Genomic DNA, 14,065 nt, shown 5'->3' with positions numbered 1-14,065 from the left:
CTCCTTTTAAAACGTGAAATCGAGTCCAAATACAAAGTTACGGTTCATCGGATAGACTTTACCATTACCATTATTTCCCAAAGCCGAGGTCATAGCCGGAGCAAGGTTATTGCTTCCGCCGGCCCAATCGTTCACCTGATTCAATGTCTCCGGATCGAACTGCTTGGGCAGTTTCGATATGGTAAACAAGTTATCACAAGTAACATAAACTCTCAGGCCTTCAATACCGACAGAGTTGAGCAATTTCTTATCAAAACGGTAAGATACCGTCAGGTTCTTCATGCGCATATAAGCCGTATTGAGCAAATAGCGAGTTGTGTTATAACCGGTGTTTACCGGAGTATCCAATGAATTTACTCCTCCCAAACGTGGCAGATAACCATCCGGATTATCGGCACTGAAATAATCTAAATGCTGTTTAAAGTAATTGCTTCCACCAAACAAATAAGAACTTCCCGGCAAAGCGAAATCTCTCTTGCCTACTCCTTGAAGCAGGGTCGATATTTCAAAACCTTTGTATCCAACATTCAGGTTAATACCGAAAGAATATTTAGGATTTGCATTACCGATCACACGAAGATCACCATGATCGCTCAAAGTACCTTTTCCTGCATCTACTTTACCATCACCATTTACATCAATGTATTTCAAATCTCCTCGCTGCCACAGATTGGCACCTTTAAAGAAAGACAGATCGGTGGTTTTCAAATATTCATCGATTTCGCGATTCGTCATAAACAAATCATCTGCTTGGTATCCCCATATCTCACCCAAATCCATTCCCTCATAATATCCTTTGTTGCGCCCCAATCCGGTATGATTGTTGTATAGAACACCCGTAGGGTTATTGTACTTCGTAATAATAGTTTTATAATTAGAAATATTAAAGCCAATACCATAACTGAAACCACATTTTAAACGATCATTCCAATTCACGCTAAGCTCCCAACCACGAGTACGCAAAGATGCATTATTCACTTTGGCACGGTCGCCAGAAGAGATACCACTCATCATCGGAATAGCTTCAGCCGGGCCGATCATATCGCTAGTGGTACGTTGATAGATTTCTGCCGTTGCAGACAAACGGTTATTGAAAAGACCGAAATCCAACCCAAGATTGATCGTGTTCACTTTTTCCCAAGTGATGGTAGGACTAAGCATTTTAGGTGTTCCGGCAGTCGTACCAATGATGGCAGTTCCTCCTCCTGTCGGGGGAAGCAACCATCCATTAGCCGTATTCGTACTAAGCGGCATCAGACCCAGATAGTCATACAATCCTGCTCCATTTTGATTTCCCAACATACCGTAAGAACCACGAACCTTCAACTGAGATATCGGTACATCCAGTTCTTTAAAATAGTCAGTACGAGCAATGTCATACCCCGCAGACATAGAAGGAAACAATCCCCAACGACGACCGAGTGCAAAACGGGAAGATCCGTCATAACGTCCGCTTACTTCCAAAAAGTAAATTTCCTTGTAATTGTAGTTTAATTTGGCAAATAGCCCCATTGTAGCCCAATGTGTACGCCCTTCTCCCACGTAAGTAGCTCCGTTAGCATTTTCAAAAGAATAAGTATCCTCACTCAACATACCATCGCGGTAAATAAACTCATTAGAGTATTCTTGCACTTCCATCTGATAACCAGCCATTCCTTTAAAGTAATGATCACCCCATTGGTGTGAATAAGAAGTCATGACACTGGGAGATAAATAATAATCGAAGGCAGAACCTCTGGTGAATGAACCGAATTGCGTATTCTTCCAAGACATACCCGGATATTGATACCCTTGTCGGGTTCCGGTAATAATATTCATTTCATTGCCAGGCTTCTCATACCGAGGTTTTTTCAAAGTAAAATCATTTGTCCGTACATCCAAGCGAGTCTTCATTTCGCCAACAATGTCCCAACCCTCTAATGGGGTGATTGTAGTAGACAGAGAGATGATATCTGAAATTTTACTTTCTCGGTAATTAGCACTTTTCAAATAAAGATACTCATTCCAGTTCGGTAAGTTATACTCTGACGTCACCGGTAATTTAGTCGGACGATTGGGAGTCGTACCGGATATACCATTATAGAATATAGTTTGATTGGGCATTGGGCGCTTCGTAATGGTTAACATCACATTATTGCTGAAGTCAAACCGCAACCATTTATTTGCTTTTAATCCTAGTTTTGTATTCAGATTGTATTTACTTAGGTTATCCTCCACTTCACTCATTAGCCCTTCTTGGTATGTATAGCCCATACCTACATAAAAATTTAGTTTATCAGTACCACCCGTAACACTTAAATTATGTGTTTGCCGGGGAGATCTATCTTTAAAATAATAATCGAACCAGTCGGTATTAGCATAAAGGTTATCGACTGCACCCGCCCAATCAGTTCCGTTGGCATTGACATCTACCCCCGGAAGTCCGGGAGAATAAGGGTTCTGCATAAACTGATACATCTTATCAATGATATTAGGTGTAAAGAGCTCTTTTACCCCATTGTTCCGCCTTTTCTCATTCTCATAATTAGCATACTCAATAGAGTTCATCATCTCCGGCATATTAATAGGAGAGCTAAAGCCATACGTTCCACTATAAGATACGCGTGCTTTTCCTTGTTTACCGCTTTTGGTCGTTACGAGAACAACACCATAAGCTGCACGTGCCCCATAGACAGCAGAAGCAGATGCATCCTTAAGCACACTAATACTTTCGATATCTGCAGGGTTTACATTCTGCAAACTCTGTTCCACTCCATCGACCAATATATACGGCGAACCACCGTTGATAGAACCGACACCACGAATATTAAATTTGATCTCCGCTCCGATTTCACCACCAACACCACCAGCAACCGCATCTGTCGAAAAATTAAGACCAGCCACATTACCTTGTAATACACTGGTCACATCCGTCACCGGACGACTGGTAATAGCATCTTGTTTAATAACAGAAACAGCAGCAGTAATTGTATTTCTTTTTTGTGTTCCCATACCTACCACTACTACTTCATCCAAAACCTTAGAGTCCTCTTTTAACACAAATTGATTTCCAGCCAGTTTTGTTACTTTTACTTCGAGGGGAGTATATCCTACATAAGTAACAGAAAGGGTACTTCCTATTTTCCCTTTCACGGAAAAATTACCATCTAAATCGGTAATTGTGCCATCAGAAGAACCTTTCACCATGACAGTTGCCCCAATGATCGTTTCTCCTTTGTCGTCAATAACTTGTCCTTTTATCATTTCTTGCTGAGCGAGAGCTCCTAAAGGAAACAATAACAGGAACATCAGAAAAATAAAATTTGCGTGCTTTTTCATAAACTTCCTTTTTTCATAATACTACAATTTATAAATTCAAACTACGTTATTGCTATAGTCAATAAGTCGTTTCAAATGATTAACAAGAGGTTGGTATTCTCTTATTTATAGCGCAAATATAGCGAGTAGAGATGCGATGATGGGTTTAAAATTGTCTATAAATAATCCAGAAACAGATATTTAAAATACCTCAGCAAGGGTTTTAGACAAAAACGAACATTGTTTAGACAATATTGGAAGTAACCAGAATATGAATTATATAGACTACAACAACAGCAGAAGTAATAAAAAAATGGTCGGACCATCCGAGTGGAAGGTTCCGACCATTTAGGACAGATGGTTCGAACCTTTGCAATACAAGGTCCGAACCTTTTGGGGGTTAGTCGTTATCGATAGAGTTCGAAAGGAACACGCACCGATACTCCTTTTTTCATTAAATACATAAGATTAGGAGAAAGTCGGTTTTTGAATGATTCCCAACTGCGATGTTCCATCCGGGTCCATCCGGCCTCGGCCAAAGCTAAACCACGGGGATAGGTCATATACGTCACACGATTGATATCGGGCATTGCTTCACCCCAAAGTGTACCCATTATACCTTTTACATGTGCCTGTTCAGCTTCAGACTTTCCATAACCGGGATCAAACTGATAGCACTTTTCGAGTGTAGTAACCGGCATACCCCAATTATTAAATTCGGGCAAGTCGCCTTTCAGTTGTGGATAGTCGAGATAGGCATATTCGCCGGGAGCCATAATAACGGGATTGCCATGACGGGCGGTAAGATCGAGACAAGTGGGTGTCAGCCCGCCCCGCCAACTAACCAAGGTCACATCTTTTGGATATGGAAACAGGTAATCGGTAGCGGGGGGATAAATACGGTCTAACTCACACCATAAAATAGGTTCTTTGCCATTATTACGTACAAAATCCAACATCTTGGTAAAGAAGGGAACCATGAGCTGCGATGATTTTTCATAACCCAGTTCTTTCTTCAGTGCCTGACAACGGGTACACTTTGTCCAGTTTTGCTCAACAACCGCTTCGTCACCTCCCAAATGAATAAAACGTGAGGGAAACAGCGCAGCCATTTCATCAATCACATCTTTAAAAACCGTATATACTTTTTCGTTATTGGCACACAACATCAGGTTAACAGTTGTACCCACTTTCTTAACCAATGTATCGGTATGAGTACAGCCTAATTCGGGATAGGCGGCAAGTATGGCTACCGTATGGCCGGGAATATCTATTTCGGGCACTATTTCAATATGGCGTTCGGCGGCATAAGCAATCAAGTCTTTGAGTTGCTCCTGCGTATAATACTCGCCTCCGGTAAGCCGGGGATGTTTCTTGACTTCAAAACGCCATCCTTGATCATCGGTTAGGTGGAGCTGAAGTACATTGTATTTATACCGCGCCATTTGATCGATGTAAAACTTAACATCGGCTACCGGCAGAAAATGACGTGCAGGGTCGAGCATCAAAGCGCGAAATGGAAAACGGGGGGCATCATCTATCCAAACAGGAGCAATCTGTTTAGACTGTGTAGAAACCACATCGCCCAACAACAACTGACCGACTGTCATCACTCCATAATATACGGCAGCAGGGGTTGCACCGGCAATGTCCATCCCCTTCTCATCGACACGAATCGTATAATGCTCGGCTCCCGTCATCGAAGGGTCGATACGCAAGTGAATAGTGGCTGTCCGCGAAGAAGTATGCAGCGGAACATCCAACTGCATCTGTTCTTTCAACAAAGCCTGAAGTGAAATGGCAGCAAATTGAAGTTCGGCATCATGGGTGGCAATAGAGGTCTTCGAGCTTGCCAACCGAAAGGGTTTGCCTGTTTTTTGTTCGATATGATTCGGCATAGGCAAGAGTGCCGATTGATTGTTTTGCGCTTTGAGGGCAAAAGCAACAAGAAGAAAGAGGAAAGTAAAATAACATTTCATATAGTTTGTGTTTTAAAGGTTTTCATAGCAGATAATAAACTGTTACTGCGCTGCAAAGATAAGGCAAAAAACGAATTATCAAAAGATTATTCACTTTTTGCATTGACAATAAATGATCTATATTCACTCATTATTAATCGACCTTATTACTTGCAAATAAAAAAACAAAATACTACTTTTGCCGACACGACATTTAACCTCAGATTATGAAAATACTAAACTACTTACTTCTCATTCTGATGCTCTGGGGCGGACAAACAATACATGCAAATCACTATTACTACAAACAACTATCCATACAAGACGGCCTTCCATCAACCGTACGCTGTATCTTCAAAGAAAAAAAAGGGTTTATCTGGATTGGTACACAGTCGGGCTTAAGACGGTTTGACGGGCATGAGCTAAAACGCTATGTTGCCCAAGCCGATGATAAAAACGGACTGCCGCACAACTACATTTATCAGATTATTGAAGATAAAAACCACCACATCTGGGTCATGACCGAGGGAGGGCTGGCACGTTATCAACGAGAAAACGATCGGTTCGAAATCCCCCGATTAGATAATGGAGAGCGCATTATTGCCCAAACAGCCTGCTTGACAGACCAAGGCATTCTCTTTGGAAGCACCGGAAAAATCTATCAATACAACTATCAAACAGACAAAATCAATCTACTGCAAACACTCAAAGGGAGGGAGAACTTTGCCATTACACAAATCAAGCCTTGGAGTCGCGATGTATTGCTATGTTGTAACCGCTGGATAGGTATTATACTTGTCAATATACGTACCGGAAAGATCTCGGAGCCACCTTTTGACTGTGGAAAAGAAGTTAAGGATATATTGATAGACTCCCAAAAGCGAATCTGGATAGCTCCGTATAATAATGGAGTTCGTTGCTACGATCAAAACGGACAACTATTGTCAACATACACTACACAAAACTCCAATCTAAGCCACAACGTGGTGCTGAGCATGGCCGAACTGGATGGGCAAATCTGGTTCGGAACAGACGGAGGGGGAATCAATATACTCAATCCGAAAACAAAACAGATTACCGTACTTGAACACGTTCCTGGCGATGGTTATTCACTACCGGTTAACTCGATTTTATGCTTATACAAAGACGATTACAACAATATGTGGGCAGGTAGCATCCGCAGCGGACTAATCAGTATTCGCAAGGCATCCATCAAAACTTATACTGATGCCGCACTAAACAGTGATCGCGGATTGAGTGATAACACTGTATTGAGTCTCTATCAGCGACCAAACGACCAACGAATATGGATCGGAACTGATGGCGGAGGCATCAACAGTTTTGATCCGGTCATAGGAAAATTCAAACATTATCCATCGACTTGGCGTGACAAAGTTGCCTCCATTACAGGATACAGCTCAACAGAACTCATGGTATCATTATTTGCAAAAGGAGTTTTCATTTTTAACACTACGACGGGACACAGCCAACCCTTGACCATTGTTAACAAGGAAATAAACGACCAGCTCTGTTTCAGCGGAAGAACCGTAAACCTGTATCAAAACACTCCGGAAACGGTATTACTATTGGCCAATCACATCTATCGTTATACCCTAAAGACGAAAGTTTTCGAGTTGGTAAAAGAAGAGGAGGGACATGATATTACAGGGGCATTACTTCCCATTGAAAGAAAGGCAGAACAAACCTATTTAAATGATCTTAAAAGTATCTACGTCTTAGACCATCAGAAGAATAAATTACAACCCATATACGTCATGAATGGAGATACCATCATTAATTCGGTATCAGCAGATCAAAAAGGGACATTCTGGATAGGAACGAATTACGGACTAAGTTCCTATACTCCCAGTACACGCAAGTTCAAAAATATATCTACAGGGTTGTTTGGCGAAGTACGATCAGTCATTTGCGACCATAAAGGAAAGTTATGGATCGGGGTAGACGGCATGCTCTTTGCTTGGATGATTAAAGAACAGAAGTTTATCATATTCGGAGAATCGGATGGAGTGATACGAAATGAATATTTACAAAAGCCACGATTGGTATCGACTACTGGTGATATCTACATGGGAGGTGTCAAAGGGTTGCTGCACATTGAGCATACACTTCATATTGACTCATCCGAGATACCTACTTTACAACTCACAGACGTAAGTATCAACGGAGAAAGCATTAACAATGAGCTAACAAGAGAGCATCCAACGATTTCGGTGCCTTGGAATAATAACACCATTACTATCCGGGTAATGGCAGAGGAGAAAGACATTCTCAGAAAAAAGAGGTACCGGTATCAAATAGTAGGATTGAATGATCAATACATAGAATCGTATCAACCCGAATTGGTGATCCGCTCCCTTCAGCCAGGTACCTATCGGATTATGGCATCGTGCAGCACCAAAGATGGAGACTGGACAGCAGACGAACAAGTCTTAACAATCCTTGTATTGCCGCCGTGGTATCAATCATGGTGGTTCATTCTGGGATGTATCCTGCTGATATCGTATACCATCATTCAAATCTTCTTATCGACACTGAAACGAAAAGAAGAGAAAATGAAATGGGCTATCCAGACACACGAGCAAAAGGTGTATGAGGAAAAGGTACGTTTTCTTATCAACATCAGCCACGAGTTACGCACACCACTCACCTTGATTCATAGCCCGCTACAACGTATCTTGAAATCGCTGCCCGATAGTGACACCAACTATAAAGCATTGAAGAGCGCATATAAACAAACGCTGCGGATGAAAGAGCTGATTAATATGGTACTTGATTTGCGCAAGTTAGAAGTCAAGGAAAGCAAGTTGCAAGTCAGCCCGCAACCACTCAATAAATGGATTCGTACCACGGCAAACAACTTCGTCCATGAATCGGAAGCACGAAACATCCGCATCGACTATCAGCTCGAAGAACAGATTGGAACCATCAGTTTCAATGCAAACAAATGCGAAATAATACTTAATAACCTACTTATTAATGCCTTAAAACACAGTTCCGAAGGAAGTACAATCACGATACAATCGACACTTATAACCGATCGGCAATCGGTTCGCATAGCCGTTAGCGATCAAGGATGCGGATTAGTAGGTGTAGACGTGGATAAGCTATTCACTCGCTTTTACCAAGGCAGCAACGAACAGAACGGAAGTGGCATCGGTTTGTCATACGCAAAAATATTGGCCGAACTACATGGAGGAAGTATAGGGGCCACAAATAATATGAACACAGGAGCTACCTTTTTCTTCGAATTGCCGTTAGTCACAACAGCCGAGATCATCAGTTTCCCGCCAAAAGCCTATCTAAATGAACTGATTTCCGACAAAAGCGCAATGGAGGAGCCACAAGCAAATGCTTTCCCAACCAATAACTACACGGTATTGATCGTAGATGATAATGCAGATATGATTAACTTCCTGCGCGAGGCACTGGAAACTGATTTTAAACAAATACTAACCGCCAAAGATGGCGTAGATGCCTTGAATGTAATTAAACGTTCGCAGCCGGATATTATCATCAGCGACGTGATGATGCCGCACATGAACGGATACGAACTATGTAAGCAAATCAAAGAGAACATCGAAATAAGTCACATACCCATCTTATTATTAACTGCACGTGATGATGAGCAAAGCGAAATACAGGGTTATAAAACGGGAGCCGACGCATACCTGACAAAGCCTTTCGAAATTGATGTATTGCTCGAATTGATTCGTAGCCGGCTGAGAAATAGAGAATACACGCGTATGCGTTATCTCCATGCAGGATTCATCCCCCAACCCGAAGATAGCACCATCAGCCAGACCGATGAAAATTTCATGCTCAAAATAAATAAGATCATTACCACGCATCTGAGTTCTCCCACACTAGACGTTACTCTTATCTGCAAGGAGATAGGTATGAGCCGGGCATCACTCTATAATAAAATAAAGGCACTGGCAAATATGGGTGTAAACGATTACATCAATAAATACCGAATGGAGAAAGCAATGGTTCTTATCAAACAAACGGAACTTTCAATTGCCGAAATAGCTGAACAGGTGGGCTTTTCTACCTCACGTTATTTCAGCACAGCCTTCAAACAGCATACGGGACAAACGCCCACACAATATAAAGAGAAAAATAAAAAAACAACTAACATCAATACATCACATTAAAAACTGAAAAGACATGCGAAAGCTTTATTCTTTTATAGTAGGAACACTACTCGTATTGCCAACCCTACAGGCTGGAAATACGGATTATACACGAGGGTTATCTATTTGGTTTGATAAGCCCAATACACTCGACGGACAAGCGATTTGGCTGAGACAATCCGGACAGGGACACAATCCCGACAAGGCTTGGGAGACAAGCTCTCTCCCACTGGGCAATGGTAGCTTGGGAGCTAACATTTTAGGATCGGTTGCTGCCGAGCGTATCACCCTAAACGAAAAGACACTGTGGAAAGGAGGCCCCAATACAGCCGGAGGAGCCGATTATTACTGGAACGTAAACAAGCAGTCGGCACACTTGCTCAAAGATATTCGGCAGGCATTTGCCGATGGCGACCAGAAGAAGGCGGCAAAGCTCACAAGCGACAACTTCAACGGACTGGCTGCTTATGAAGAGAGTGATGAAACACCTTTTCGCTTCGGTTCCTTTAGCACCATGGGCGAACTCTATGTAGAGACCGGATTGAGCGAACTGCAAATGACCAACTACCGACGGGTTTTATCACTCGATTCGGCCATGGCAGTGGTGCAGTTCGACAAAGACGGCACACACTATCAGCGTAAGTATTTCATTTCGTATCCCGATAGTGTAATGGTCATGAAGTTTACCGCCGATAAGGCGGGGCAGCAGAATCTCGTGCTCAGTTACTGTCCGAACTCAGAAGCCAAAAGCGACCTACAAGCAGACGGAACAAATGGACTCGTTTATAGAGGTGTATTAAATAACAACGGGATGAAGTTTGCCATCCGCATCAAAGCCATTCACAAAGGCGGCACGATGATGGCGGAAAACAACCGGATCATAGTGAAAGGCGCCGACGAAGTAGTATTTCTACTCACTGCCGACACCGATTATAAAATGAATTTTGATCCCGACTTCGCAAACCCTAAAACGTATGTTGGCAATGACCCTTCGCAAACCACGCAGGCAATGATGGATAAGGCGTTCGCAAAAGGGTATGACGAGTTGTATCGCAACCATGAGGCCGACTATACCCAACTATTCAACCGGGTACAGCTCCATTTAAACCCCGGAATCGAAAGCACCAGTCTGCCTACCTATCAGCGTCTTATCAATTATCGTGCAGGAAAACCCGATTATCGTTTGGAGGAACTGTATTACCAATTCGGGCGTTATCTGCTGATTGCTTGTTCGCGTCCGGGCAACCTGCCTGCCAACTTGCAGGGTATGTGGCACAACAACCTTGATGGTCCGTGGCGGGTAGATTACCATAACAATATCAACCTACAAATGAATTACTGGCCGGCCTGCTCAACCAATCTTTCGGAAAGCGTTCAGCCCCTCATCGACTTCATTCGCCTATTACAGAAACCGGGTGAAAAGACAGCGCAAGCTTATTTTGGAGCAAGAGGATGGGCTGCCTCCATATCGGCCAATATCTTTGGGTTTACGGCACCTCTCTCCAGCAAGGACATGTCATGGAACCTCAACCCGATGGCAGGACCATGGCTTGCCACACATGTATGGGAGTATTATGACTATACGCGCGACAAGAAGTTTCTGAAAGAGACCGGTTATGAGTTGATTAAAAGCAGCGCACAGTTTACGGTCGATTATCTATGGAAAAAGCCCGATGGTACCTATACCGCTGCCCCTTCAACTTCGCCAGAGCACGGTCCTATAGATGAAGGAGCGACTTTTAATCATGCTGTAGCGCGCGAAATACTCTTGGATGCTATCGCTGCCAGCAAAGTGTTGGGAGTAGACAGCAAGGAGCGTAAAGAATGGGAACAGGTACTGGCCAATTTGGTTCCCTACAAAATAGGACGCTACGGACAGCTATTGGAATGGTCGACCGACATTGATGACCCCAAAGATGAGCATCGTCATGTGAATCATTTATTCGGACTACATCCGGGACATACACTTTCGCCCATTACCACACCCGAGCTGTCACAGGCAGCTAAGGTTGTATTGGAGCACCGTGGAGATGGAGCCACAGGATGGAGCATGGGATGGAAGCTAAATCAATGGGCACGATTACACGATGGCGACCATGCCTATAAATTATATGGTAACCTACTGAAAAACGGTACGATGGATAATTTGTGGGATACCCACCCACCCTTCCAGATTGATGGTAACTTTGGAGGAACTGCCGGTGTTACGGAGATGTTGATGCAAAGCCACATGGGATTTATCCAACTATTGCCCGCCCTACCCAAAGCGTGGGAGAATGGCTCAGTCAATGGTCTTTGTGCGAAAGGAAACTTTGAAGTATCTATCAGCTGGCAAAACAACCAGCTAACCGAAGCCACCATCGTATCAAACGCAGGAGAACCTTGTGTATTGAAGTATGAAGGCATGACATTATCATTCAAAACTCAGAAAGGGAAAAGCTATCGAATTATCATAGCAGGCAACCGATTGAAAGTTGCATAGACAAGATAACAATAACGCGATTGAACGAACATCATTCAATCGCGTTATTCTATTTTATATGACACGCTACCTGTATTCTATGAGAATGAACCTTAAACCGATTTTCCCTGATTAGCTACGGCCTCGGTCAATTTCCGTATCTCCTCCGGATCGCCAAGGAAGTAATCCCTGACCAACTTCAACTTTTCATCAAACTCGAATACATAAGGAACAGCTGTTGGCAAGTTCAACTCGACAATATCTTCATCAGAAATATGCTTTAAATACTTGATAACTCCCCGCAGACTATTACCATGAGCTACAACCAATAGCTCGTTAGATTCCTCTAGCTGAGGGAAAATGACGCATTTCCAATATGGTAACATCCGATCGATGGTATCTTCGAGAGATTCGGTACGAGGCAGTTCGCTGTTGGGCACTTCGCGATAGCGTTCCTGAAAGCGAGGGTTTCGAGGATCGTCTTCACTCAAGGGGAGAGGTGCTATATTGAAGCTACGACGCCACACCAATACCTGCTTATCACCATATTTAGCAGCGGTTTCGGCTTTATTCAAGCCTTGTAGCATACCGTAATGTTTTTCGTTCAGTCGCCAGCTTTTATCAACAGGAATCCAATCTTGATTCAATTTATCAAGTACGCAGTTCAGTGTCTTGACCGCTCGTTTCAAATACGAGGTATAGGCTCTATCAAAGTGAAAACCTTGATGAAGCAACAACTCCCCTGCCCTTTCGGCTTCGGCAATTCCTTTTACAGTCAGATCAACATCTGTCCATCCGGTAAAGCGATTTTCTTGATTCCAAACACTTTCACCATGGCGAAGTAATACAATCCTCTTCATGAATTATTTTCCTTTCTGTTTTTGTTTTCAAAACAATTAGCAGCGGAGCAAAGTTCATGAATCACCTGTATTTCAGTTAAAAACTGGTAATTTATGCTTTAGCATCGGTATAATTAGTTACCATCGACATCATTCCCTCTACCTGTGCCAAAGCCAGCATCCGTCCATGAAATGAATATCCCGGATTATATCCTTTACCGGCATCATCAAGCATCAGTCGTCCATGATCAACCCGCATCGGAAGATCGGGGCGGAGTTTTTCAAAGATACGTACCAATTCGGGTACTTTACCACGTCCTTCGAGGTGTGAGGCTTCTATAAAGTTACCATCGGAAGAGGCGGCAGTACTACGTAAATGCACAAAATGAGTGCGGTGAATAAAGCGACAAGCCAAGGCCGAAACATCGTTTTGCAGTCCGGCACTCAGTGATCCGGCACAAAAGGTTAACCCATTGTGTGGGTTATTTACAGCGTTCAACAACCAATCAATATCATCTCCATCGGTTACAATGCGGGGCAGTCCCAGCATCTGACAAGGAGGATCGTCGGGATGAATACACATATTTATACCCCATTCATTGCATACGGGCATAATAGTTGTAAGAAAATAGTAAAGATTAGTGCGCAGTGTTTCTCTGTCAACGCCTTCGTAGAGTGACAATAAATTCTTGAAGATAGCAACCGGATTCTGATCTCCCTCTTTGATATTCCCATTAACGAATCCCTGCGTTTTAACAATAATCGTATCGATCAGTTCTTCTTTCTCGGCTTCGGTTATGACGGCAGCCAGTGCATGCATCTTACTTTTTTCTTCGTCGGTATAATCGGCTTCGGCATTATGACGTTGTAGAATATAGCAATCAAAGTAAGCAAAACGAATCTTATCAAAATAGAGAGAAGAGGTGCCATCGGCCCATGGATGGGCAAGATCGGTACGAATCCAATCGATCACGGGCATGAAGTTATAGCATACGGTTTTCAGACCTGCACGCCCCAAATTAGCCAAGCTAAGTTTGTAGTTCTCAATTAATACGTCGCGCTCCTTACCGGCATACTTGATCGCCTCGCTCACCGGCAAGCTCTCGACAACCGACCAACGAAGCCCGAAGGATTCGATATACGACTTCATCTCCAGAATCGCTTCAAGCGGCCAGACTTCGCCGTTGGGTATCGAATGAAGGGCTGTCACAATACCCTCGACTCCTATTTGCTTGAGCATAGGAAGAGTGATCTTATCGCTCTTCCCAAACCATCTCCAGGTTTTTTCCATTCTTCTTTTCTTAATTGAGTGAAGCTGTAAAGCAGACACTCATCGTTTGTAATGGAGAATCTATC

At 43.1% G+C, this 14,065-nt stretch carries 6 protein-coding genes; 2 read left to right on the top strand and 4 right to left on the bottom strand.

The annotated features are described in order from the left end of the window. Positions 1-6: 6 nt before the first annotated feature. Positions 7-3,318, bottom strand: coding sequence for a SusC/RagA family TonB-linked outer membrane protein (locus TY03_RS19330; protein ID WP_042372979.1), 3,312 nt, complete (start codon positions 3,316-3,318; stop codon positions 7-9). 386 nt (positions 3,319-3,704) lie between these two features. Further along, a complete protein-coding gene (locus tag TY03_RS19325; protein ID WP_042372978.1) occupies positions 3,705-5,276 on the bottom strand; it encodes a beta-N-acetylhexosaminidase in 1,572 nt (523 codons plus the stop codon). Between the two features lie 206 nt (positions 5,277-5,482). Between TY03_RS19325 and TY03_RS19320 the strand changes: the two genes are divergently transcribed. Both TY03_RS19320 and TY03_RS19315 read left to right on the top strand, forming a co-directional pair. Continuing rightward, positions 5,483-9,430 carry a hybrid sensor histidine kinase/response regulator transcription factor gene (locus TY03_RS19320; protein ID WP_042372977.1) on the top strand — a complete coding sequence of 1,316 codons (3,948 nt, stop codon included), beginning with the start codon at positions 5,483-5,485 and terminating at the stop codon, positions 9,428-9,430. 13 nt (positions 9,431-9,443) lie between these two features. After that, entirely contained in the window at positions 9,444-11,891 is a 2,448-nt protein-coding gene (locus TY03_RS19315; RefSeq protein WP_042372976.1) for a glycosyl hydrolase family 95 catalytic domain-containing protein, read from the top strand. 92 nt (positions 11,892-11,983) lie between these two features. On the opposite strand, the gene gpmA is transcribed toward TY03_RS19315, so the two are convergent. Both gpmA and uxuA read right to left on the bottom strand, forming a co-directional pair. Then, positions 11,984-12,730, bottom strand: a complete 747-nt coding sequence (gene gpmA, locus TY03_RS19310; RefSeq protein WP_042372974.1) for a 2,3-diphosphoglycerate-dependent phosphoglycerate mutase — start codon at positions 12,728-12,730, stop codon at positions 11,984-11,986. A gap of 91 nt (positions 12,731-12,821) precedes the next feature. Beyond that, positions 12,822-14,000, bottom strand: coding sequence for a mannonate dehydratase (uxuA, locus tag TY03_RS19305; protein ID WP_042372972.1), 1,179 nt, complete (start codon positions 13,998-14,000; stop codon positions 12,822-12,824). Positions 14,001-14,065 lie beyond the last annotated feature (65 nt).

The sequence above is a fragment of the Bacteroides neonati genome (assembly GCF_000499785.1).
Classification (GTDB): domain Bacteria; phylum Bacteroidota; class Bacteroidia; order Bacteroidales; family Bacteroidaceae; genus Bacteroides; species Bacteroides neonati.
Note: the sequence above shows the minus strand (reverse complement) of the source record. Positions and strands in the feature narration are given on the sequence as shown.